General features: G+C 56.8%; 23 protein-coding genes and 1 tRNA gene. 6 read left to right on the top strand and 18 right to left on the bottom strand.

What is annotated here, in order from left to right; genetic code table 11:
• Positions 1-134 precede the first annotated feature (134 nt).
• The 12 genes from BMY44_RS03895 to fabD all read right to left on the bottom strand — a co-directional run bounded on the left by BMY44_RS03895 (position 135) and on the right by fabD (position 10,863).
• Positions 135-1,316 carry a phage major capsid protein gene (locus BMY44_RS03895; protein ID WP_089990518.1) on the bottom strand — a complete coding sequence of 394 codons (1,182 nt, stop codon included), beginning with the start codon at positions 1,314-1,316 and terminating at the stop codon, positions 135-137.
• A gap of 23 nt (positions 1,317-1,339) precedes the next feature.
• Positions 1,340-1,873, bottom strand: coding sequence for an HK97 family phage prohead protease (locus BMY44_RS03890; protein WP_089990516.1), 534 nt, complete (start codon positions 1,871-1,873; stop codon positions 1,340-1,342).
• A gap of 4 nt (positions 1,874-1,877) precedes the next feature.
• Positions 1,878-2,075 carry a hypothetical protein gene (locus BMY44_RS03885; RefSeq protein WP_089990513.1) on the bottom strand — a complete coding sequence of 66 codons (198 nt, stop codon included), beginning with the start codon at positions 2,073-2,075 and terminating at the stop codon, positions 1,878-1,880.
• Positions 2,068-3,240: a phage portal protein gene (locus BMY44_RS03880; RefSeq protein WP_089990510.1), complete on the bottom strand. Its 1,173-nt coding sequence runs from the start codon at positions 3,238-3,240 to the stop codon at positions 2,068-2,070. The genes BMY44_RS03885 and BMY44_RS03880 overlap by 8 nt, the downstream gene beginning before the upstream one ends.
• 108 nt (positions 3,241-3,348) lie before the next feature.
• Positions 3,349-4,728: a DNA-packaging protein gene (locus BMY44_RS03875; protein WP_207510479.1), complete on the bottom strand. Its 1,380-nt coding sequence runs from the start codon at positions 4,726-4,728 to the stop codon at positions 3,349-3,351.
• A complete protein-coding gene (locus BMY44_RS03870; protein WP_089990508.1) occupies positions 4,619-4,945 on the bottom strand; it encodes a hypothetical protein in 327 nt (108 codons plus the stop codon). Before BMY44_RS03870 ends, BMY44_RS03875 begins: the two co-directional genes overlap by 110 nt.
• Before the next feature lie 169 nt (positions 4,946-5,114).
• The gene (mltG, locus tag BMY44_RS03865) at positions 5,115-6,275 is read right to left on the bottom strand and encodes an endolytic transglycosylase MltG (RefSeq protein WP_089990505.1); all 1,161 of its coding nucleotides are present in this window, start codon (positions 6,273-6,275) and stop codon (positions 5,115-5,117) included.
• Complete coding sequence (gene fabF / locus BMY44_RS03860) at positions 6,276-7,538, bottom strand: beta-ketoacyl-ACP synthase II (RefSeq protein ID WP_089990501.1); 1,263 nt, start codon at positions 7,536-7,538, stop codon at positions 6,276-6,278.
• A 171-nt stretch (positions 7,539-7,709) separates the two neighbouring features.
• Positions 7,710-8,663 carry a sensor histidine kinase gene (locus tag BMY44_RS03855; protein WP_165611779.1) on the bottom strand — a complete coding sequence of 318 codons (954 nt, stop codon included), beginning with the start codon at positions 8,661-8,663 and terminating at the stop codon, positions 7,710-7,712.
• Between the two features lie 139 nt (positions 8,664-8,802).
• Positions 8,803-9,036, bottom strand: a complete 234-nt coding sequence (locus BMY44_RS03850) for an acyl carrier protein (protein WP_089990495.1) — start codon at positions 9,034-9,036, stop codon at positions 8,803-8,805.
• A gap of 114 nt (positions 9,037-9,150) precedes the next feature.
• Complete coding sequence (fabG, locus tag BMY44_RS03845; RefSeq protein ID WP_089990492.1) at positions 9,151-9,891, bottom strand: 3-oxoacyl-[acyl-carrier-protein] reductase; 741 nt, start codon at positions 9,889-9,891, stop codon at positions 9,151-9,153.
• Positions 9,892-9,915: 24 nt separating this feature from the next.
• A complete protein-coding gene (gene fabD / locus BMY44_RS03840) occupies positions 9,916-10,863 on the bottom strand; it encodes an ACP S-malonyltransferase (protein WP_089994487.1) in 948 nt (315 codons plus the stop codon).
• A 135-nt stretch (positions 10,864-10,998) separates the two neighbouring features.
• Between fabD and BMY44_RS03835 the strand changes: the two genes are divergently transcribed.
• Positions 10,999-12,171 (top strand): cytochrome b/b6 domain-containing protein, encoded by a 1,173-nt coding sequence (locus BMY44_RS03835; RefSeq protein ID WP_089990489.1) that lies wholly within the window; start codon positions 10,999-11,001, stop codon positions 12,169-12,171.
• Positions 12,172-12,232: 61 nt separating this feature from the next.
• Here BMY44_RS03835 and BMY44_RS03830 read toward each other — a convergent pair whose 3' ends face one another.
• Positions 12,233-12,808, bottom strand: coding sequence for a YceI family protein (locus BMY44_RS03830; RefSeq protein ID WP_089990487.1), 576 nt, complete (start codon positions 12,806-12,808; stop codon positions 12,233-12,235).
• Between the two features lie 156 nt (positions 12,809-12,964).
• A complete protein-coding gene (locus BMY44_RS03825; protein WP_089990484.1) occupies positions 12,965-13,597 on the bottom strand; it encodes a hypothetical protein in 633 nt (210 codons plus the stop codon).
• 281 nt (positions 13,598-13,878) lie between these two features.
• Between BMY44_RS03825 and rpsF the strand changes: the two genes are divergently transcribed.
• The 4 genes from rpsF (at position 13,879) to BMY44_RS03805 (ending at position 17,440) form a co-directional block, all read left to right on the top strand.
• On the top strand, positions 13,879-14,232 hold the full coding sequence (gene rpsF / locus BMY44_RS03820) for a 30S ribosomal protein S6 (protein ID WP_089990481.1): 354 nt from the start codon (positions 13,879-13,881) through the stop codon (positions 14,230-14,232).
• A gap of 26 nt (positions 14,233-14,258) precedes the next feature.
• Positions 14,259-14,486, top strand: coding sequence for a 30S ribosomal protein S18 (gene rpsR / locus BMY44_RS03815; RefSeq protein ID WP_089990478.1), 228 nt, complete (start codon positions 14,259-14,261; stop codon positions 14,484-14,486).
• Between the two features lie 13 nt (positions 14,487-14,499).
• Positions 14,500-15,135: a 50S ribosomal protein L9 gene (gene rplI, locus BMY44_RS03810; protein WP_089990476.1), complete on the top strand. Its 636-nt coding sequence runs from the start codon at positions 14,500-14,502 to the stop codon at positions 15,133-15,135.
• 349 nt (positions 15,136-15,484) lie between these two features.
• Positions 15,485-17,440 (top strand): bifunctional 2',3'-cyclic-nucleotide 2'-phosphodiesterase/3'-nucleotidase, encoded by a 1,956-nt coding sequence (locus BMY44_RS03805; protein WP_089990473.1) that lies wholly within the window; start codon positions 15,485-15,487, stop codon positions 17,438-17,440.
• 52 nt (positions 17,441-17,492) lie between these two features.
• Here BMY44_RS03805 and BMY44_RS03800 read toward each other — a convergent pair whose 3' ends face one another.
• The 3 genes from BMY44_RS03800 to BMY44_RS03790 all read right to left on the bottom strand — a co-directional run bounded on the left by BMY44_RS03800 (position 17,493) and on the right by BMY44_RS03790 (position 19,673).
• Positions 17,493-17,969 carry a hypothetical protein gene (locus BMY44_RS03800; RefSeq protein ID WP_089990470.1) on the bottom strand — a complete coding sequence of 159 codons (477 nt, stop codon included), beginning with the start codon at positions 17,967-17,969 and terminating at the stop codon, positions 17,493-17,495.
• A 260-nt stretch (positions 17,970-18,229) separates the two neighbouring features.
• The gene (gene tig / locus BMY44_RS03795; RefSeq protein WP_089990465.1) at positions 18,230-19,561 is read right to left on the bottom strand and encodes a trigger factor; all 1,332 of its coding nucleotides are present in this window, start codon (positions 19,559-19,561) and stop codon (positions 18,230-18,232) included.
• A gap of 27 nt (positions 19,562-19,588) precedes the next feature.
• Positions 19,589-19,673, bottom strand: a tRNA-Leu gene (locus BMY44_RS03790).
• A gap of 174 nt (positions 19,674-19,847) precedes the next feature.
• Here BMY44_RS03790 and BMY44_RS03785 point away from each other — a divergent pair.
• Positions 19,848-20,312, top strand: a complete 465-nt coding sequence (locus tag BMY44_RS03785) for a Hint domain-containing protein (protein WP_089990463.1) — start codon at positions 19,848-19,850, stop codon at positions 20,310-20,312.
• 50 nt (positions 20,313-20,362) lie between these two features.
• Here the strand turns inward: BMY44_RS03785 and BMY44_RS03780 are convergent, their stop codons facing one another.
• Positions 20,363-22,045 (bottom strand): NAD(P)H-hydrate dehydratase, encoded by a 1,683-nt coding sequence (locus BMY44_RS03780; protein ID WP_089990460.1) that lies wholly within the window; start codon positions 22,043-22,045, stop codon positions 20,363-20,365.
• Positions 22,046-22,187 lie beyond the last annotated feature (142 nt).

Genomic DNA, 22,187 nt, shown 5'->3' with positions numbered 1-22,187 from the left:
AAATCCCGGACACGCTGTGGCTCCCTCCGGCACCGATTGCTCGGACGGAAGGAAGCAGCTGGACAACCAGCACCGAAAGGACAGCGCGTCCGGGGCTAAGGGCGGATGCAGCAACGCACCCCGCCCCTATGCCTTTAGCTTTCTGAGAATTTCAGCAGCTTGATCGCGGCATAGTCACTGACGGCACCGCCGACACGCTTGGTCGCATAGAACAGGACATGCGGCTTGGCCGAGAACGGATCACGCAGCACGCGCAGATCAGGTCGTTCGGCAACGGTATAACCGGCCCCGAAATCGCCAAAGGCAATTGCTGCTGCATCCGCGCCGATATCCGGCATGTCTTCGGCAATCAGAACCGGATAGCCCATCAGCCGTGCAGGTTCGCCGGCGGCAAGTCCGTCTGACCACAGGAAACGACCGTCGGAGTCCTTGAGCTGGCGTACCGCACCAACGGTGCGTGAATTCATCACAAAGGTTGCACCGGCGCGATACTGGGCCCCAAGCGCATAGACCAGATCGATGATCTTTTCAGCACCGCCAAGATCGCCTGACACGCCCGTCGGCACATAGCCAAGGTTGCCCCAGACCCAAACATCATTGTCGACTGTCGGCGCGGTCAGGAAACCCTGCGGTTTTTCAATCCCGTCACCGTTGACGAAAGCGGCCGCTTCAGAGCGTGCAAATTTCGTAGCGATGCGATCCGCCAGCCAGCCTTCAATGTCAAAGGCGCTGTCATCCAGCAGACGCTGTGATGCCTTCGGCAGCGCGGACAATTCATGCAGCGGGATCGTGATGCGATCAATCTGCGGGCTGTCCGTTTCTGCAAGCGAGCCGGTTTCGGTCGCCCAACCGGCACCGATATCGGCGTGATCGACCAGCACATCGAAAGACGTCGCATCGACGTTCACGACATTGGCGATCGCGCGGATCGAGGCTGTCGCTGACAAGGTGGATTTGATTGTGTCCGCGGTTTGCGGGTCCACAAGGTATCCGCCATCAGCCGCCACAGCAGTGCTAAGCGCCTTACCTTCAAGTTCCAGGCCGCGCAGCCCGTCATCATCGCCCGAGCGCAGATAGGCCGAAAAAGCCTTCTGGTGGGGGGCGTCAATCTCTGCTGTCATACCCAGTTCCGGGCGGCGCGCCAGCATCGTCTTTCGGTCCAATTTGTTCATGCGATCTTCCTGTTTTTGCAATGTGGCGTGAATGCCGGTGGAAAAAGATTTGAATTCGCTCATGAAACCGCCAATCGCGGTCTTGAGATCATCGGCCGGAGACAAAGCTTCCCCGGTCCGAGAAACGCTCTCGGGTACAGTCATTTTCAGTCCTTCTTTGTCGGTGGTTAGCGGGTGATCATCGCGTTGCGGGCTTCCGTGAATACCGCCGCCAATTCGCGCATCGTGATCTCGGCAGGATCATCGCCCTTGCCTGCCACACGCGCATCAGGAAGCATCGGGAAAGTCACAAGCGACACTTCCCAGAGCTCCAGTTCAGACAATAGGCGTCCACCCTTGTCATTCTTTGCAGCCTTCACGGCGCGATAGCCAATTGACAGACCATCGATCGCCCCGGCAGCAATCAAAGCGGCAACATCGCGCCCCTTTGCAACATCGGTGAGGATACGCCCTTTCACCCACAGCCCTTTGCTGTCCTCGCGGACTTCGTCCCAGACGCCGATGGGTTGCGCCGGATCGTGCTGCCACAGCATCTTGATGCCGGACTTCATGGTCTTCAACGACGTGGCATAGGCCCCTTTGGCGACAACATCGCCACCCTGATCCTTGCGATCGAAAAGCGATGCATAGCCTTCGATCACGGTCCCGTCCGAGACATTGACCGTATCTCCCAATCGGCAGAATTTATGTTCCAGTTCCATGCATTCAGCCTTTCAATACAGCGAGAAGTTCGAGGACAAAAACGGCGGCGCAGGCGCAGACGATCAGCAAGATTTGCCATTCCAGCCGGTTCACCATGAGTTCGATCCGACCAAGGCGGTTATCCACCTGGGCAAACCAGAAATCGGTCACAGGCGGCTGCACGTATTCAGGCCGCTTCAATTCGACGATCTTGTCATTCATCCCCGACCTCCAATGCTGGCAAGCCCAGCAGGTTCCGCTTTTCAGCGGTGGTCAAAAACGTTGAATCCGCCACGCGGCGCCATTGTGCATCGCGTTCTGCTGACAAGGCCGGGATCTGGTCAAGGTCGGGGCGTAATTCAACGCGCTCGCCTGCAAAATCAGACAGCCAGTCAGCAATTGCGCTGACCACCCTTGTCGCAAGCGGCAGAACAGTCAGGCGATAGAAGGCGCGGTTGGCTTCCTGATAGTTTGCATAGGTTGCATCACCGGGAATTCCCAAAAGCATGGGCGGCACACCGAAGGCGATCGAAATCTCGCGCGCGGCAGCTTCTTTGGTTTTCTGGAATTCCATGTCGGATGGCGAGAACCCCATCGGTTTCCAATCAAGCCCGCCTTCCAGCAGCATAGGCCGGCCTGCATTGCGGGCACCCTGATGCTGGCTTTCCATCTCATCGACCAACCTTGCGTATTGGTCCTCGGACATGGATGCCTGTCCGTCAGCACCGCGATAGACAATGGCACCAGACGGACGCGCCGCATTGTCGAGCAACGCCTTGGACCAGCGCGATGCAGCATTGTGCACGTCAATCGCGCCTGCTGCGGCCTGGAGCGGCGAAAACCCATAATGATCGTCTTGCGGATGGAACGACCGGATATGGCAAATCGGGCTGACGTCACCGACGACAAAACGATGCTTCTTTGCCCCCACGACGTATTCATAGGCAACGGGCCAGCCGTCTGTCCCCGGAATAAGGCGCATCCGGTCTGAACGCAGCACATGCATCTCAAGTGGCAGACCATCATCCGCAACCGCTTCGAGATAGCCATTTCCGGTCAGTAGCAACTGACCAAAAAGTGCTTCCAGCAGCTCTGCACGGCCTTGCCCTGCGTTGGGTCGGGCCAGCAAGGCTTGTACGGGGTGCGCGTCGTAGCGGCGTTCACGGTCCTGTACAAGCAGCGGGACAGCGGCAGCAGCCTCTGCGATCAGCTTGACCGCGCGAAATCCGATCGGATTGCCGGTGAAACCGGCGCGGGTCAGTGACGCCGTATCACGCGGTGTCCAGGCCACGCGACCTTGTGTCGACCAAGCCACGACCGGACCTGTCGCAGAGGCTTTCACCTCTTCGACGGGCTGCGGTTTCGACTTGTTCAGAAATTCAAACATACAGTTCTCCTTGGTCCGAAAGGCCACCTGCCCTTGGTCGTTGAAATGAATGTGCACGGAAAAAATGAAGGTGTAGAAAACCGACCGCGCGGAGCAATGAACAAAACGTTAAAGGGAGCGAATCCGCGCAGCGGACGCATTCGCCGTTCTGCCGATTTCCAGATCGTGAATAGCCCAGACAAGCGCGTCGACACGGTCTGGTGATCCGCGCCCCTGATAGCCGTCCGACGACATCAAGGCCATCTGATCATGCAGGGCGACAAAGCGATCCGCATGGCGCACGCGTCCTTCTTCATAAAGTGCTGACACGGGTTCAGCGCGCGCTACTTTCGCCCGCGTGGCGTGAACCGCGCGAAATGGTGCGTTCGGATCAAGGGTGTGGATCGTGGATTTGACCATATCGCCACCTTGGTTGACCTCGGCGACGATGCGGTCTGCCTTATGGCGCGCCATTGCGGAAATTGCCGCCCTTGCCCATTCGTTCGGCGTTGCGCGGCTGACAGACGCGTCTTCAAGCACGTAAACATGACGCGCCCCATCCCTGCCCGTACGCGCCACACCTGCAACCACGATTCCACATTCATCGGACGTTGATTTACTTGTCGCTGGCGGATCGACAGCAACAACGATGCGATCAAGGTCTGGCACATCCGACACCACAAGCTGATCAAGCTGTGCGAGCGACCAGAAGGCCCCCGCCACATCGCTCAATAGCTCCCCTTCAAGCTCTTGCCGACCCAGCCGCGTACCACCGTATTTGGCCGTGACTTGCGCAAGATAGGACGGTGCCAGATTCGCTGCGTTTGCGTAGGTGGTTGCATGGGTTTGCACTGTCGCCGGATCTGAAAGCAGATCCCGAAGGACGGGCACGTTCTGGGGCGTCGTCGTAATGCAGACCTGCGGGCTATCGCCTAGGCGCATGCAGAACTGCAGCATGTCCCAAGTGCTCTGCCCATTGCGCCATTTCGCAAGCTCGTCCACCCATGCCGTATCGAATTGAGGACCGCGCAGCATTTCGGGGTCTTGTGCAGAAAAGACGCGCAGCTCTGCCCCGTTCGGCCAGATGAGTGTGCGGCGGGTCGCGATCCAGTCTGGGGCACCACCAGGCGGATAGACGGACATGATGCCGCTTTCACCAAAGACCATGACCTCTTTCGCCTGGTCGAATGTGTCACCGACAATGGCAAGTCGCCGCGCGCCCTCTGCCACTTTCGTACGTACCCACTCTGCCCCTGCACGGGTCTTGCCCGCGCCACGCCCACCAAGAATGACCCAATTGCGCCAATCACTGTCTGGAGGCAACTGGTGAGGCATAGCCCAGAATTCCCACAGGTATTCCAACGCTGCAATCTCATGTTCGGATTGCGCGCTTAGAAAATTAGCCTGAACCGTCGGCGGCGCGGATGCTATCAAGCGCGCGCCCGATCTGATCCCGGATATCGGCGATATCGACCGCGTCGTCGGCAAGGGGGTTTCCTGTTTTCTCATGAAATGCCTCTTCAGCTTTGATCAACACGACATGGACCGTCTGCAGTTCAGAAAGTTTTGCCATCAGCGGCTTTGTCAGCGCCGGTGTAACCGGGCCGATTTCCTCGATTCCGCATTGCAGGAGTTCGCGAATACTTTTGAAAAGGTTTTTGATATGTTGAATCCGGATGCGTGCGTCATCGGCATCGTCATCCGGGCGTACGAGATTTCGTGTCATTGGTTCGCCTGTCGGAAAACTTCCGTATCAGTCGAGCAATCATGTCGCGCAGTCAAAGTGCGTGACACAGCGTCCAGCATGGAAAGAGTATAGGCTTTCAAAGATTAACAAGGTCTGAAATCGCGGACGATGCCGCCCGCGAATATCAGACTTCATTCACCACGAATGGTCAGTTGTTGCTTTCAGCCCGTTCTGCTTCGATCTGACGCCACGCCGCAACGTTTCGGTTGTGGTCGTCCAGATTGTCAGCAAACGCATGCCCACCAGTGCCGTCCGCGACGAAGAAAATGAAGTCGGTGTCGTCGGGATTAACTGCAGCTTGGATGCTTGCGCGGCCCGGATTCGCAATCGGGGTCGGTGGCAGCGCCGGAATCACATAGGTGTTCCAAGGTGTTTCAGTGCGCAGTTCACTTTGACGCAATCCCCGTCCCAGAATGCCCTCACCCCGCGTGATTCCGTAAATCACGGTCGGGTCTGTCTGCAATTTCATGCCCTGGTTCAAACGGTTGATAAAAACGCTCGCCACCTGACGACGTTCTTCGGCGACGCCGGTTTCCTTCTCGATAATACTTGCAAGGATCAGCATCTCTTCGGGACTGGACAGTGGCAAACCTTCATCGCGCGATGCCCATGCTTCTTCGATGATGCGGGTCTGATCGGCCGCCATCTTTGCGACAATCTCTGACGCCGGCGAGCCTGGCACAAAGGAATAGCTGTTCGGAGCAAGCAAGCCCTCGGCTGGTACTTCTTGAATATCGCCGTCAAGAACGTCCAACCGGTTCAGGCTGTCGGTAATTTGCCAACTGGTGACACCTTCGGCGATGGAAACACGGTATTGCGTATCGGATGCTTCACGTACCGCCAAATACTCGGCGGGGGCTTTCTCTTCGGCCGGATCGAACGCGGCGACTTCATCATAGCCGCCCGTAATCGGATCCAGTTCACGCACTTGCACCGTGGTGCGATTCACGCCAACGCGATAGACAACCTCTGTGCCGCAAGTATTCTGGCCGCCGCGGGTCACGATGTCGACGATCTCGGCCATTGATGCGCGTTCCGGGACCAGAAAACTACCCGCTTTCAACTGTCCGGATTTGCCAGAATAATCCACGCCGACGTTGAAGATAAGTCCGCTTGAAATGGCACCCTGTTCAACAAGATTGTCACTGACGCGGGACATGTTCGATCCCGGTGCGACCTTGAGACAGATTGCAGAGGCCAAGGGCCCCGGGTCGTCATACTGCTTGCCGCCCCAGGCGATTGCCCCGGCGACCAGAAACAGACCGACGATAAAAACAGTCAGTGCGTTGGACGCAATATGTCGCCACATTTAGGAAACCTTCCCAAATACAACACTCGCATTCGTGCCGCCAAACCCAAAGGAATTGGACAGGGCGATATCGATTCTGCGCTCGCGTTTGCTGTTGGCGCAAAGGTCGACCTTTGTTTCAGCGGCTACCTTGTCAAGGTTGATGGTTGGCGGTGCAACCTGATCGCGGATCGCAAGTATCGAAAAGATCGCCTCGATCGCGCCAGCGGCACCAAGAAGATGGCCAGTCGCAGATTTTGTCGAGGACATCGTCAGTTTCGCCGCCGATTCCGGCCCGACAAGGCGCTCGACAGCCCCCAATTCGATCGTATCGGCCATGGTCGACGTGCCATGCGCATTCACGTAATCGATCTGGCTTGGCTCGATCCCCGCATTGCGGCAAGCAGCCCGCATCGCGCGCTCTGCGCCTTCGTGATCTGGTGGCGGCGCGGTGATGTGATGTGCATCCCCACTTAGTCCATAGCCCAAGACCTCGGCATAGATTTTTGCACCGCGCGCCTTGGCATGTTCGTATTCTTCCAGAACGACGATACCGGCACCTTCGCCCATGACGAACCCGTCGCGATCTTCATCCCATGGGCGCGATGCCTTGGTTGGATCATCTGCCCGACCAGTGGACAGCGCCTTACACGCGTTGAAACCGGCGATCCCGATCTTGCAAATAGCCGCTTCGGCGCCGCCCGCAATCATCACATCAGCGTCGCCGTGCTGGATCAGACGAGATGCATCACCGATGGCATGAGCACCAGTCGAACAGGCAGTCACGACGGAATGGTTCGGGCCCTTGAAGCCATAACGAATGGACACCTGACCCGAAATCAGATTGATCAGCGCACCGGGCACAAAGAATGGTGATACGCGGCGCGGGCCTTTTTCTTCCATCATCACGGCGGTTTGCGCAATCGAGTTCAAACCACCAATGCCAGAACCGATCAACACGCCCGTGCGTTCAAGGCTTTCCTGATCCTCCGGAGTCCAACCGGCATCCGTGATCGCCTGCTGCGCGGCGGCCATCCCGAACAGAATGAAGGTATCGACCTTCCGCTGTTCTTTGGGTTCCATGTAGGTGTCGGCATTAAAAGTGCCATCAGACCCGTCACCCAGCGGCACCTCGCAGGCGTACGTCGTGGCAAGCCCCTCGGGGTCGAAACCGGTAATGGGGCCAGCGCCCGACTGGCCTTCAAGTATGCGGCTCCAGGAGGCCTCTACGCCATCTGCCAGAGGAGTGACCAATCCAAGACCTGTAATAACGACACGGCGCATTTTTCTGCCCCCAAGTAAGTTTTTCCCGCTCATCCCCGTCATAGCGCAGGCAAAGCGAGAGGGGCAAGAGCAGGTCGTCGCGTGCCAACACCGGTCTGCCGAACTCCGCTGTCGATATGACGGGCGCGTTTGACGCCACTGCAATGCATGTTCCGCACGAAACGGGAAGGATCAGTCGATCTCAAGTCGATAGCGAAAGAACTCATCTCCGAACTCGAACGCAGCAGTCCCGCCCAGCTGACTAGGAATGATGCTGGTCAGCAGCAACGTTCCGTAACCGCTGTTTTCTGCTTGTTGCTTTACCACGATCCCGACTTCCTGCCATTCCAGACGGCAACCACCGTTGGGCAGATTTTCCCAATGCAGGGAAATCTCGCCCTTATTTTGAGAGATCACGCCGTATTTCAGCGAATTGGTAGCCAACTCGTGTATTGCCATCGAAATCGCCTGTGACTGCAACATGGAAAGCGGGTAGTCGGGACCATCGATTTTCATGCGATTGCGAGCTTCATCAGAATGCACGACCATCTGCTGTTCGATGACGGACGCAATTGTCTCATCTGGTGCGCTGACACCGGTAAGTTGACGATTCACCCGCACCAAGGCCCCGATGCGCGCTTCGAATGTAGATAGAAACTGCGCAATATTGTCGCTTGCACGCCCTGTCTGGCGTGCAATAGCGCTGACAATGCTGAATATATTCCCAACGCGATGCTGCAATTCCCCCATCTGCGCATTGCGCATTTGTCTGGCTTTCACAGCTTCAGAAACGTTTTCGCTGTATTGGATCAGGTATTTCTCGTCAGAGTTCTTGCCAGTCAGCACAGCGTGACGCGCGGTCCACCAGTATTGCTTCATCTTTCCGTCAACATTGATGCGGAAAGGCATTTCGGTAAACGTGATCGGCTTCCCCGCAAATGTCTCTTCGAAGACAGTCAACATGTGTTCAATTCGGTCGGAATTCTCTGGAAACACCTCGAAAACTTGATTTCCGATCAGATCCTCTTCGGATTTACCGACCATGGCCAGATAAGCCGGATTCGCGGCAACGAACCCCAGTTGGCGGTTCAAGATCATGCAAGGTGCGGGGGACTGAACAAAAACCGCTTTGTAGTCGAGGGGCATCACAACCATCTTCCAAGGTCATCGAAGTGGCGACAGAATACGACCGCCCGAAATAAAGAAAAGATCGAAAAAATACTGATGGAAACGAAGAACGGCGTCCCGAAGGACGCCGCTCTGAAAATCAACAAAAAGCGCAGTCTTATGATGCGCTGTTGATAAACTTTACTGCATCGCCGAACGTCTGAATTGTCTCGGCAGCGTCATCAGGAATTTCGATCCCGAACTCTTCTTCAAACGCCATAACCAATTCAACGGTGTCAAGGCTGTCAGCGCCCAGATCGTCGATGAAGGACGCGCCCTCGACAACTTTGTCTTCTTCAACACCAAGATGCTCAACTACGATCTTGCGTACGCGGTCTGCAACGTCGCTCATGGACTAATCCTCACGTTCTTGTCTGGCCCCACAAAGAGGCGGTGGTCATTTCTGTCGTGGCCTATAGCAGAGAAATCAGTAAGCGCAAACGCTTTGTCCTCCCCCGCCATCGGTTCAAGAGAACATGGCCATTCCGCCGTTCACATGCAAGGTGCTGCCTGTGACATAGGCCGCTTCGGGACTTGCCAGATAAAGTACGGCCGCAGCAATTTCCGTCGGATCACCCATCCTGCCGGCGGGAACCTGACCAAGGATTCCGGTCTTTTGGTCATCCGTCAGCTTGTCGGTCATAGCCGTCGTAATAAAGCCCGGTGCAACGCAATTGACCGTGATTCCCCTGCTTGCGACTTCGTAGGCGATCGATTTCGACATCCCCACCATCCCGGCTTTCGAGGCAGCATAGTTCGCCTGCCCCGGATTGCCGGTCGCCCCGACAACGGAGCTGATGTTCACGATCCGGCCCCAGCGGGCTTTCATCATGCCGCGGATGACACCTTTGCAAAGACGCATTGTCGAAGTCAGGTTCACATCCAGCACGCTGGACCATTCCTCGTCGGACATGCGCATAAAGATATTGTCGCGGGTAATTCCGGCATTGTTGACAAGAATATCCACCGATCCCATCGCTTCTGCGGCCTGCTTTGGAAGGGCATTCACAGCTTCTGCATCGCTTAGGTTGCACGGCAGCACATGCACACGGTCACCCAATTCGGCGGCAAGCGCTTCAAGAGGATCAACCCTTGTTCCCGACAAGCCAACTGTTGCACCGGCTCCGTGCAGGGCCTTGGCGATGTCGCCGCCGATACCGCCGGAAGCGCCAGTGATCAGCGCATTCTTTCCTGTCAAATCAAACATCTCGTATTCTCCACTGGGCAAGGTTCACCCCGCCTCTCCTTTCAACGCGGCAACTGCCGCCACGACATCTTCTGGCCCACCGACATTCATCGTCGCCATGTCTTTGTGAATCCGCCGGATCATTCCTGTCAGCGCCTTGCCCGCCCCGACCTCATAGGTCTCGGTCACGCCATGAGCTGCCATCCACATCACCGACTCGCGCCAGCGCACAGACCCTTGGACCTGCTGGACCAGCAGCTTGCGGATTTCATCCGGGTCATCGACGGGGGCTGCGATGACGTTTGCGATTAAAGGTACTGCAGGTGCCTTGATCTGCACCTCCGCCAGCGCCTCCGCCATGCGCTCCGCTGCAGGTGCCATCAGCGAGCAATGAAACGGGGCACTGACCGGCAAGAGCATCGCGCGTTTGGCACCCTTGTCCTTTGCGATGGTCAGCGCCCGTTCAACGGCCGCTTTATGACCAGACACGACGACCTGCGCCGGATCATTATCGTTTGCCGCCTCGCAAACTTCACCTTGCGCTGCGTCCTTTGCGACAGCACGGGCAGTCTCGAAATCCAGCCCCAAAAGGACCGCCATGGCACCAACACCAACTGGTACGGCTTCCTGCATCGCAGTCCCGCGCAAGCGCAACAGCCGGGCGGTATCAGACAGCGTCAATGCGCCCGCGGCAGCCAATGCAGAATATTCGCCTAAGGAATGACCGGCGACATAGTCGACCAAGGACATATCGACGCCTTCCGCTTCCAGTGCACGCATCGCGGCGATGGATGTCGCCATCAATGCGGGTTGGGCGTTCTTGGTAAGGGTCAACTCTGCAATATCACCGTCCCAGATTAACCCAGACAGGTTCTCGCCCAGTGCGGCGTCCACCTCATCAAAAACGGCTTGTGCCGCCGGATAGGCTTCGGCCAACGACTTGCCCATACCGACCGCTTGTGCGCCCTGTCCCGGAAATACGAATGCCCGCATCGCGTTGGCCCCCTGTGAATTCTTTTGCATTGGCTTAACGGGCCAGACACAAACGCACAAGGTATCTGCACGAAACCGCAATTTGCGCGTGAAGCCTGAAAGACTATCATCTACGAAAACGAAAAAGGATGAATCATGGCGCTCGCAAACACACAAGACAGCTACGGCAGCGTGACAAAGGTCTTTCACTGGCTGACCGCCGCCCTCATCCTTGCGATAATCCCATTGGGGGCCATCGGTAACCGGCTTCCGATCAACACCGAATCCGAAATCGCGACAGCCTTCACTGTGTTTACGTGGCACAAAACTCTTGGTGTCACGGTCTTCTTCGTGGCATTGCTGCGCATTCTCTGGGCGCTGTCACAGGTCAAACCGGGCAGTCTTCATCCGGACCGCAAAGGCGAAACGCTGGCCGCGGAGACTGTTCACTGGCTGCTTTACGGATCGCTGGTTATTGCTCCGCTGACTGGCTGGATTCACCACGCGTCTGTGACCGGATTTGCCCCGATCTGGTGGCCGTTCGGGCAAGGACTGCCATTCGTGCCCGTCGATGAAGGTGTCGCGCATACCTTCGAGCTGCTGCACTGGATCATGACCAAGGTCATGATCGGCGCTCTGCTTTTGCATATCGCTGGCGCGCTGAAGCATGTGTTCGTAGACAAGGACGCCACGCTGCGGCGGATGTGGTTCGGACAAGCGCAAACACCCCCCGTCACAGCGCACCGCAGCCCGATCACCGCACCAATCGTCGCAATAGCCGTGTTTCTGGTCGCCGGATTCGGCATCCTCGCCACGGACAGCAAACCGGCGGCGGCCGAACTTCCAACAAGCGAGTCAGATTGGGCAGTTCAGAACGGCACGTTGGCCATCACGGTCTTGCAACTGGGGTCCGAGGTTTCAGGCACGTTTGAGGACTGGAGTGCGGACATCTACTTTGACCCCGAAAGCCAATCCGGTGAAGTCACGGTCACCATCGCGATCGGTTCACTCTCGCTCGGGTCGGTGACGGGTCAGGCGATGGGACCGGACTTCTTTGATGCGACACAATTCCCCACTGCCACTTTCAGTGGACCTATCGAAAACACAGGTGGTGCCACATTCGTGTCAGACGGAACGCTCACGATCAAAGGGATCGCCATTCCGGTGCAGTTCGCATTCGACCTCATTGAAACCGACGGGGTCTGGCAGATGGACGGAACCGCCGAGGTCGACCGGTTGGATTTTGACATCGGCACAGGAACAGACGCTGCATCACTCGACCCGAAGGTCGTTATCGACGCTGATCTTTCGGCCACGCTCTCGGAATAAAAAGAGGACCGCTGCACCTCTCCGTGCAGCGGTCCCTCTGTTTGGGCAGCAAATTTGCCGCTTACTCGGCCTTCTCTGCCTCGATAGAGATCATGACGTTAACTTCGTCGCCAACAAATGGCGCAAAAGCACCAACCTCGAAATCGGAGCGTAGCAGCGTCGTGGTCGCATCAAACCCGGCCCATGGCTTCTCCAGCATCGGATGGTTGGCGGCCTGATTGAGCTTGGCGTCCAGAACCACCGACTTTGTGATTCCGTTCATTGTCAGGTCGCCAGTGATATTGGCAGTGTCTTCACCTGTCACTTCGATTGACGTGGACGTGAATGTAATCATGTCCTCATCCGTCGCGCCGAAAAAATCCTCGGACATGAAATGTTCTGTACGCTGTTCCCAGCCAGTGAACATAGACTTTGTCGGCATCGATACGGAGACTGAAGAGTTTTCAGGGCTCTCCTGATCAAACATGATCTCACCTTCAAAACCTGCGAACACGCCGTAAGTGGTCGAATAGCCAAGGTGGTTGTAGCTGAAAACAACCTGGCTATGGCTGGAGTCAAGTGTATAGGCCTCTGGTGCTGCAACGGCAGGCGCGGCAAGAAGGGCGATAAGTGCGGATGAATACAGTGCTTTCTTCATGAAAGAAGCTCCTCTGTCTGAAAGATTTAGCAGTTTGATTACTTGCGATAAAAGCGCGCGCTTCTGCAATTCGGCAAATATGAACAGACAGTGTTCAAAAGAGAAAAGGCGACCCAGGGGCCGCCTCTTCTTAATCAATCTGTTCGCCCGAAAGGCTCAGGCAGCCTGTTTCTCGACTGGTGCCTCAGTAGCAACCACCTTGCCCGGCTCGACAAGGTCTATGATCAGGTCCTGTCCCAACCGGTTGCGCAAAGCCTCAAGTGCGGTGACGGACCCGCGGGCAACCGGAAGCACTTGCGAGGTATTGCGATAGCGCAGCATCAGCGCAGCCTCGTCTTTACCACCCACCGCGCGGTCAAGGAACACGGCACCGATCGCGTCAAAACCGTAACGACCGACAAGTGTCGATTTTCCTGCCCGGTTGCGCATGACCTCGCGCACTTCGCCAAGGCTGTTATCGATCTGAAGTTCCGTCTGGACACCGCGTGTGGCAAACCACAGCAGCAATGCAGCCACGCCACTGAACAGAATGGCAGCAACGCCGCGCATCATGATGTCCAGCGATCCGCTCATTGCCTGCGGCACGACCATGAGGCCAATCGCGACAGCGATGAAACAGGCGCCGAAAAACATGGCAAGTCCCTGCAATACGGCGATTGAAAAGCCCGGACCGTCGTTTGACCGGATAATATAGCCCCAATAGGTTTCGTCCAACTCAAACCGCGGCGCACTTGCCGCCAACTCTTTACTGACCGTTGGACCCATGGTGGGATCGAAAGTGTCAGTCATGTCGTTCTCTCCGAATTAACTCTCTTGCAAAGGATGTCGGCGAAAAGCGGCAAGAAAGCGGCATCGTTATGTTGTTGTTAAGAATTAGCGCACGCGTAGCGGGTGTTCTTGCTGGCAAAAAACAGTCCGGACAGAGGACACTTGCAACCTGTGCCTTCGGCTGTATAAGGCCCCATCCTTCCGCGAAGATTTTCACTGCGCAGTCTCTCGTGGTTGGGGCGCGGTTGGATGTAAAACGCCCCTCCCTATGAAATGCGTCGAACAAATGAATAGGAGCACTCATGCCACTCTATGAGCATGTGATGATTGCGCGTCAGGACTTGTCCAACACGCAAGCCGAAAGCCTGATCGAACACTTCGGCACCGTTCTTGCAGATAACGGCGGTAAGCTGGTCGAGAACGAATACTGGGGCGTCAAGACGATGGCCTACAAGATCAACAAAAACCGCAAAGGCCACTATGCCCTGCTGCGCACGGATGCACCTGCACCTGCCGTTCAGGAAATGGAACGCCTGATGCGCCTGCACGAAGATGTCATGCGCGTCCTGACCATCAAGGTCGATGCACACGAAGACGGTCCATCCGTCCAGATGCAGAAACGCGAAGAACGTGGCGACCGCCGCGAACGCCGCTAATTTAGATCAGGAAAGGACCATAAATCATGGCTACGAAACCATTTTTCCGTCGTCGCAAGTCCGATCCGTTTGAGGGCGATGGCGCCCCTGTGATCGACTACAAAGACACACGTCTCCTGCAGCGCTACATCTCAGAGCGCGGCAAGATCGTTCCTGCCCGTATCACCGCAGTTGGTGCCAAGAACCAGCGCAAGCTCGCCCAGGCGATCAAGCGCGCGCGTTTCCTTGCCCTGCTGCCCTACGCTGTAAAGTAAGGAAGGCACCGCTATGGATATCATCCTACTCGAACGCGTCGCAAAGCTTGGCCAGATGGGCGAAGTTGTGTCCGTCAAGGAAGGTTACGCACGTAACTACCTGCTGCCACAGGGCAAAGCCCTGCGCGTCAATGCAGCCAACATGGCCCGCTTTGAAGCTGAGAAAGCACAGATGGAAGCACGCAATCTGGAGTCCAAGAAAGAGGCCGAAGCAATGGCCGCAAAACTGGACGGCCAGCAGTTCGTCGTGATTCGCTCTGCGTCCGATGCTGGCTCGCTTTATGGTTCGGTCACGCCACGTGACGCCGCCGAAGCCGCAACCGAAGACGGCTTCAGCATCGACAAAAAGCAGGTCGCCCTAATCAACCCGATCAAGGAACTTGGTCTGCACGATTTGTCTGTCAGGCTGCACCCGGAAGTCGAAGCGACGATCACGCTGAACGTCGCCCGCTCCAAGGAAGAGGCCGAACTTCAGGCATCCGGCAAATCTATCGCCGAACTCGCCGCTGAAGAAGAAGCCGCCGCTGAATTCGAAATTCAGGAGCTTTTTGACGATATCGGTGCCGCTGCATCCGACGATGATGAACTGGCTGAATCAGCCGGCATCGCACAGGAAGAAACAGCCGACGAAGCGACCGACGAGAACTAATCGTCCGTCGCCCGAAACATTTTAGGCCGCTCCCGCTGGGGGCGGCCTTTTTTTGTTACTAGTTCAAGCTCCAAAGTAACAGCATGGCCAAGTTCCCACGGGAATTTGCCGCGTCCCGCTTTCAATCCGAAGTCGAAGCGAAGCTCTACCGTTACTGCCTTTTGATTGCGGCAATGCACATCTGTTGGCTGTTACGAAAACAATCATTCCTTGCCAGACTCGCTGCAAAAGCCAAAGATCAACTGGCAGGATTTCGCCAAAATCCCGCAGGACGCCGCCGCAGAGTTGTGACAGGCCCGCGTCAGGTATCGTCTAACGCCAAACAGCTTCGATCTTGGGGGATCACATCATGCCGATTTCATTGAACCGCCGCCACTTCATGGCCAGCACTGCGGGCTTCATTGCCCTGCACCCTTTTTCCGCAAACGCTTCCACCAATCAGGCGCATCTACGCATCATGGAAACGACCGACTTGCACGTGCATGTGTTTCCCTATGACTATTACGCCGACAAACCCGTTGATACGGTCGGACTTGCAAGAACGGCGGCGCATATCGCCGACATCAGGGCCGAGTCCACGAATGCCCTGCTGATCGACAATGGCGACTTCCTGCAAGGGAATCCGATGGGCGATTACATCGCGTACGAACGCGGCATGAACGATGGCGACGTGCATCCGATCATCGCCGCGATGAATACGCTTGCCTATGACGCCGCGACCATCGGCAACCACGAATTCAACTACGGGCTGTCGTTCCTTGAAAAATCGCTCGCCGGAGCGGCCTTCCCCGTTGTCTGCGCCAATATCGCCAAGGAATTGGGCGCAACGCCCCGCGAAGATACGACCTTCGTACCGCCGTATGTCATCATGGAACGCACGGTAACGGACGGTGCGGGCGTTGATCATCCGGTCAAGTTGGGCCTGATCGGATTTGTGCCACCGCAGGTCATGGGCTGGGATAGAAAGCACCTCGAAGGCAACGTGCAGGCCCGCGACATCATCGAAACTGCGCGCGCATACGTGCCTGAGATGAAGGAACAGGGCTGCGACATTATCATTGCCCTTTCCCACTCAGGCATCGGGGCCGCCGAAGCCGAGGACGGCATGGAAAACGCCTCGATCCCGCTTGCCGCTGTCGATGGGATCGACGTGATCCTGACGGGTCACAGCCACCTTGTCTTCCCGTCCTCCAATTACGCCGACTGGCCCGGTGTGGATGCAGAGGCGGGAACTATCATGGGCAAACCCGGTGTGATGGGTGGTTTCTGGGGCAGCCACATGGGGCTTGTGGATCTGCTTCTCGAACGGGACGGTAACGGCTGGCGCGTGCTATCACACACTTCCGAGGCCCGTCCGATCTCTCAACGCAACGAAGATCGCTCTATCACGCCTCTGGTCGAAAGCGATGAAGCGGTGCTTGCATCCGTACAAGCCGATCACGATGCCACGCTTGCCTATGTGCGCACGGCAGTCGGCAAGACCGACGCGCCGCTGCACAGCTACTTCGCTTTGGTTGCTGATGATCCGTCCGTCCAGATCGTGTCTAACGCGCAGACTTGGTATATTGCCCAGCAAATGGTCGGCACGGAATACGAAGGCCTGCCGATACTGTCAGCCGCTGCGCCCTTCAAGGCAGGCGGACGCGGCGGGCCGGAATACTACACGGACGTGCCTGTCGGGGATGTGGCGATCAAGAACGTGGCAGACCTCTACCTCTATCCCAACACGGTGCGGGCAGTGAAGGTGAGCGGCGCACAAGTCAAGGATTGGCTGGAGCGCTCTGCCGGGATGTTCAACCAGATCGAGGCAGGCGCATCCGACGCCATCCTGCTGAACCCCGATTTTCCCAGCTACAACTTCGACGTCATTGACGGTGTCACCTATCAGATCGACCTGTCCCAGCCATCGAAGTTTGATCGCGAAGGTGCCGTCATCAACGCGGACGCGCACCGTATCAAGAATCTGAATTTCAACGGGGACCCAATTGACCCGGATCAGGAATACATCATCGCAACGAACAACTATCGTGCATCAGGCGGCGGCAGCTTCCCGGGGACGGGTGACACGATCATATTCGAAGGTCCGGACACAAATCGTGATGTGATCGTGCGCTACATTGTCGAACAAGGCACAGTCAGCCCGCGCGCAGACGGAAACTGGTCCTTTGCCCCGATGACCGATACCACTGTGATCTTTGAAACCGGCCCTGCTGGCACAGCCTACGCCAGCGACGTCCCCGGCGTCACAATCGAAGAAGCAGGCCAGTCCGATACTGGCTTTGCCCTCTTCCGCATCACGCTCTGAAAACGCAAAAGGGCCGCCCCCCGGCGGCCCTTCCGTAACACCATCATACTCGTTAACGCGCAAAAGTCTCCAGCCTGAGCCGGGCGTTACAATACTCACCGTCGTATGTGCCCATCCAGACATCGATGCGACCATTCGCCGGACGGGTCAGCACGATGCGCGGATCAAGATTGCCGTTGTCGTCATCATCATAGTACCAGCTTGCGGACCCGGTATTGATCAACAGGGCCGAGTCACACTCGCTCACGGCACTGATGACCAATTGCAGGCCGCCCATACCCGACAGATCAAAGGAAAAGTCAGGCTGGGATGTGAAATACCCGGCACCCTGATCTGTATTGGGGCGCACGTTCCGGCAATTCCAGACGTAGTTGTCACCACCAGCGACGACATTGAACGTCTTGGGCGAACGCAATTGCGAACCTGACGCTTGGTAGGCCTCTACCGCACGCAAGTTGAAGTCCGGACACGCCATCGCTGCACCAGCAAAGCCGACCATGGAAACGGCCGCCAAAATCAATGCCTTCATAACCCTACTCTCTTCCCTCAAAATGACGCGCGAGCAGTCAACCATGCTCACATGAGACAAAAGACAGGAAATGAATTCTGCATACGAGTCTGGATTTCCTGACCTTACGATCAAATCCTGCGCGACAACGCCTTGCTATTCAATAGCAGCCATCTCCAGGGGTAACCTTTGTCTAGCCCGGACACGTTTCGCAACGACGTGTGGAAACGAAAAAGGCACCCCGCAGGGTGCCTCTCGGAATCACTGACAAGATTGCAGTCTTATTCTTCTTCAAGCTTTTCGACAGCATTCTGCAGGTCGTCCTTGCTGACTTCCTTGTCCTTTACTGCAGCCTGTTCAAAGATGTGGTCCACAACCTTGTCTTCGAACAGCGGGGCCTGCAGTTGTTGGCGGAACTGCGCGTTCTGCTGAACGAATTCAAAGAACTGACGTTCCTGCCCCGGATACTGGCGCGCCTGGTTCATGATGGCCTGCGTCATCTCGGCATCCGTCACCTTGACGTCGGCTTTCTGACCAATGTCGGCAAGCAGCAAACCCAGCTTGACGCGGCGGGCAGCCAATTTCTTGTGCTCGTCGGTTGGCTCGATCTCGGGGTGGTCATGGCCCTGCACGTCGGGGTTTTCTTCGTGCCACAGCTGATGGGCAATCTGACCGGCCTCTGCATTCACAAGGCTTTCTGGCAGATCAAAGTTGACCTTCTTGTCCAGCGCATCCAGCAGGGCACGCTTTGTGACCGCACGTGACGCACCGGTATATTCGGCTTCCAGACGTTCTGTGATCTGGGCTGTCAGCGCTGCAAGATCTTCCGCGCCGAACTGCTTGGCCAGATCGTCATTGATTTCTGCAGGCTTTGGTTCCTTGACGTTCTTGATGGTGCAAGTGAACACGGCCTTCTTACCAGCCAGATGCTCTGCCTGATAATCGTCGGGGAAGGTCACTTCGACGTCCTTCTCATCGCCGGCTTTCACACCGATCAGACCATCCTCGAATCCGGGAATGAACGATCCAGAGCCAAGCTCCAGCGGGAAATCTTCGGCAGAACCACCTTCAAACGGCTCGCCGTCAACTTTACCAACAAAGTCCATGACGACCTGATCGCCTTCTTTTGCTTTCGCGGTCTTCTTGCGGTCTTCAAAGTTTTTCGCAGACCCGGCAAGGTTTTCTAGCGCTTCCTTGACCGAGGCGTCATCCGCTTTGACGACCATACGCTCCAGCTTGATCTTTGAGAAATCAGTCTCCGGCACATCGGGCAGCTTCTCGTAAGAAACGGACACTTCGACGTCGTCGCCTTCTTTCCAATTCTCATTGGTCATCTTCATTTCAGGCTGGCTTGCAGGACGGTCGCCAGACTCTTCAAGATGCTTGTTCATGGCACCGTCAATGCTTTCCTGCATCGCTTCGCCCATCAGGCGCTGACCGAATTGCTTGCGCAGCAATGCCATCGGGACTTTGCCCTTGCGAAAGCCCTTCATCTCGACTTCAGGCTGGGCTTCCTTCAGCTTCGTTTCAACTGTCGCGTCCAGTTCGGCGGCAGTGACAGTGATATCATATGCGCGCTTGAGGCCTTCGTTCAGGGTCTCTTTGACCTGCATGAGGTGTCGTCCTTCTTCATCTATATCTGGTGCGGGTGAAGGGACTTGAACCCCCACGCCTTGCGGCGCCAGAACCTAAATCTGGTGCGTCTACCAATTCCGCCACACCCGCATTGTAAAAGGGGACAGAATCCCTGCCCCCATTCGTTGCCGCGGTGTCTAGCAAAGGTCACCCTGGGATGCGAGTGGAAAAAGCAACATGGAATAAGCAAGACAATGCCGCTTTTGTGCCTTATTCCGGTTTCAATAATCGACGCAGTCATAAGCAAGAGCGGGAAACAACGCCATGCAACTGGGAACCATCGATACGGCCGCAGCAGCAGCCGTCAAAACAACACAGAATTCTGGCGTGTGTACCGGCACGACGATTATGACACTCGAAGGTGAAACACCTGTCGAGCATTTGTCCGTCGGCGATCGCATTATCACGCGCGACAGCGGCATGGCCATTCTGAAGGGCATCCGCATGACCAGCGCGAGAATCGCACCGATCCGCATCAAGGCCGGATCACTGGGCCACACGCGCCCCGACCGTGACATGATCGTCGCCCCCGGCGCGCGCATTCATATCCGCGACTGGCGCGCAGAAGCTATCTTTGGTGCACCAACCGCAATGGTGCAGGCGCAACAGCTTGTCGACGGAGAATACCTTGCCGTTCAGGAAGCCCGCGAGATGAACACGTTCGAACTGATTTTCGAGCGTCAGCACATCATCTATGCAGACGGAATTGAAATGGTCACGAGCGAGTAACGCTCAAACAACCAAAGTTCCTGAATGCCGCACCGCGAGGGGCGGTATTTTCATTTGTTGGAACATATATCCGCCAACACGCGCGGCAGGATCTCTGGCAGATCTTCCGCGATCAGTCCGGGGCCGAAGTCAACGGCGCACTCCGTATGCAACCATGCACCGTACTCGGCAGCTTCCAGTGGTGCATATCCCCGCGCCAGCAGCCCCGTGATGAATCCCGCCAGCACATCGCCGGACCCCGCCGTCGCCAGCCAAGGCGCCGCACGATCTTGGAAACTCGCATTGATACAACATCGCCCTCCGGGTGCTGCAATCACGGTATCAGGCCCTTTGAATAAAACAACGCAGCCAGAAAGTTTGGCCGCCTCACGTGTCGCATCGACCTTGGAATAGGCCGGTCCCTGCGTCGCAGTCGCGCTCAGCTTTTCAGCCATCTCTGGAAAAAGCCGCCCGAATTCGCCCGCATGAGGGGTCAGGACACATTTGGGATGAAGCTGCACGAACAGGTCAGGATGCTCCGCCAGGATCGTCAGCGCATCCGCGTCCAGCACAAGCGGGCGATCTGCATCGATGGCCGCCGCCAGAAGGCGCACCTCACGCGAAGACGTCCCGAAACTCGGCCCAATGCAAAGCGCGTTGATCCGCGCATCGCGCAGAACGGCAGACAGATCAGACGCCTGTCCGATCATCTTCAACATGACCGCATTCAACTGCGCTGCGTTTTCAACCAGCGCCGCAGGCGGCACGCCGACCGTGACTGCACCTGCCCCAACCCGCAACGCACCACGCGCCGCCAGGCGGGCCGCACCACCTTTGCCAACACCGCCAGACAGGACGTAGGCGTGACCATGGGAATATTTATGCCCCTGCGCCTTATCTATGGTCCGCTGGCCATGCAGTTGCGCGGTCGGCATGTCATCCCTGTCCGACATCCGTACGACGACAGCGCGATTGGCCTCTCGTGCCTCATCCGCCGACGACAAAAAGCCCAACTTGCGCAAGGCATCACGTCGGTCCAGGCCAATATCAACGGTCCGCAGCTTCGCTATGGCAAGCGGGCAATCCGCCAGACTATGGCCGATCTTGCGTACATGAAATGTCACGCAAAGTGACACGCCGACTCCGGGCGGCATGCCCTCACAAAGAAAGCGCCCGCTATCCGCACAAAACCCCGAAATGATGTCGATTGCGACCGTTCTGTCTAACGTGCAAAGGTCACACAACTTTTCAACAACCGTGGCCTCCAGCGGGCGGGTCAATCCGGTGCCAAAAAGCGCGTCGACACCCAGCGCATACGCTTGTGCCTGAACATCATACGCGGAAAGAGGCATTACCTCACCCAGCGCGGCCCACTGCGCGTAGTTTTCGCGCGCATCCGGCGGCAGTTTCTCTGCATCACCATACAGAAAGACATCGACCTCCCAGCCGGCCTCTTTCAATAGCCGCGCAACAACAAACCCATCCCCGCCATTGTTACCGGGGCCGCATAAGACAACTGCACGCTGCTCCCCCTCATCATCTTGCCTAAAATACTCCGGGGGTGAGGCGTCAGCCGAGGGGGCTGGCCCCCTTTTTGCGCCCACCGCAGGTGCAAGGTCCGGCCACTGGGCAAAAATCGCAGCGACAACGCCCTGCCCTGCGCGCTCCATCAGCGCCAAACCGGTCACTCGACCTTGTGCGATGGCGGCGGTTTCAATGGCGCGCATTTGGGCGGCTGTCAGGAGTTCGGTCATGGATTGGGCACCTGATGTTCTTAAAGCGGCTATATTCGGGGCGATGTGATGAATTTTTGTGCAAATGCTTCACATTCGTCTGGCCCCGATATACCCAAGGTGGCGGACGAATTGTTCACCTTCAACAGAAATGTTCTGACCC

Source organism: Cognatiyoonia koreensis, from assembly GCF_900109295.1.
GTDB lineage: Bacteria > Pseudomonadota > Alphaproteobacteria > Rhodobacterales > Rhodobacteraceae > Cognatiyoonia > Cognatiyoonia koreensis.
This window is presented reverse-complemented; position numbering and strand designations above follow the sequence as displayed.

Bases quoted from the DNA above. Each gene is read 5' to 3' on its own strand.
- BMY44_RS03780 (WP_089990460.1), bottom strand. From the start codon at position 22,045: ATGACCGAACTCCTGACAGCCGCCCAAATGCGCGCCATTGAAACCGCC.
- BMY44_RS03885 (WP_089990513.1), bottom strand. From the start codon at position 2,075: ATGAATGACAAGATCGTCGAATTGAAGCGGCCTGAATACGTGCAGCCG.
- BMY44_RS03855 (WP_165611779.1), bottom strand. From the start codon at position 8,663: ATGCCCCTCGACTACAAAGCGGTTTTTGTTCAGTCCCCCGCACCTTGC.
- mltG (WP_089990505.1), bottom strand. From the start codon at position 6,275: ATGTGGCGACATATTGCGTCCAACGCACTGACTGTTTTTATCGTCGGT.
- BMY44_RS03825 (WP_089990484.1), bottom strand. From the start codon at position 13,597: ATGACTGACACTTTCGATCCCACCATGGGTCCAACGGTCAGTAAAGAG.
- BMY44_RS03880 (WP_089990510.1), bottom strand. From the start codon at position 3,240: ATGTTTGAATTTCTGAACAAGTCGAAACCGCAGCCCGTCGAAGAGGTG.
- BMY44_RS03850 (WP_089990495.1), bottom strand. From the start codon at position 9,036: ATGAGCGACGTTGCAGACCGCGTACGCAAGATCGTAGTTGAGCATCTT.
- BMY44_RS03805 (WP_089990473.1), top strand. From the start codon at position 15,485: ATGCCGATTTCATTGAACCGCCGCCACTTCATGGCCAGCACTGCGGGC.
- BMY44_RS03830 (WP_089990487.1), bottom strand. From the start codon at position 12,808: ATGAAGAAAGCACTGTATTCATCCGCACTTATCGCCCTTCTTGCCGCG.
- BMY44_RS03875 (WP_207510479.1), bottom strand. From the start codon at position 4,728: ATGAGAAAACAGGAAACCCCCTTGCCGACGACGCGGTCGATATCGCCG.
- BMY44_RS03870 (WP_089990508.1), bottom strand. From the start codon at position 4,945: ATGACACGAAATCTCGTACGCCCGGATGACGATGCCGATGACGCACGC.
- rpsR (WP_089990478.1), top strand. From the start codon at position 14,259: ATGGCTACGAAACCATTTTTCCGTCGTCGCAAGTCCGATCCGTTTGAG.
- fabF (WP_089990501.1), bottom strand. From the start codon at position 7,538: ATGCGCCGTGTCGTTATTACAGGTCTTGGATTGGTCACTCCTCTGGCA.
- rplI (WP_089990476.1), top strand. From the start codon at position 14,500: ATGGATATCATCCTACTCGAACGCGTCGCAAAGCTTGGCCAGATGGGC.
- BMY44_RS03800 (WP_089990470.1), bottom strand. From the start codon at position 17,969: ATGAAGGCATTGATTTTGGCGGCCGTTTCCATGGTCGGCTTTGCTGGT.
- BMY44_RS03895 (WP_089990518.1), bottom strand. From the start codon at position 1,316: ATGACTGTACCCGAGAGCGTTTCTCGGACCGGGGAAGCTTTGTCTCCG.
- BMY44_RS03890 (WP_089990516.1), bottom strand. From the start codon at position 1,873: ATGGAACTGGAACATAAATTCTGCCGATTGGGAGATACGGTCAATGTC.
- tig (WP_089990465.1), bottom strand. From the start codon at position 19,561: ATGCAGGTCAAAGAGACCCTGAACGAAGGCCTCAAGCGCGCATATGAT.
- fabD (WP_089994487.1), bottom strand. From the start codon at position 10,863: ATGCGGGCATTCGTATTTCCGGGACAGGGCGCACAAGCGGTCGGTATG.
- BMY44_RS03835 (WP_089990489.1), top strand. From the start codon at position 10,999: ATGGCGCTCGCAAACACACAAGACAGCTACGGCAGCGTGACAAAGGTC.
- rpsF (WP_089990481.1), top strand. From the start codon at position 13,879: ATGCCACTCTATGAGCATGTGATGATTGCGCGTCAGGACTTGTCCAAC.
- fabG (WP_089990492.1), bottom strand. From the start codon at position 9,891: ATGTTTGATTTGACAGGAAAGAATGCGCTGATCACTGGCGCTTCCGGC.
- BMY44_RS03785 (WP_089990463.1), top strand. From the start codon at position 19,848: ATGCAACTGGGAACCATCGATACGGCCGCAGCAGCAGCCGTCAAAACA.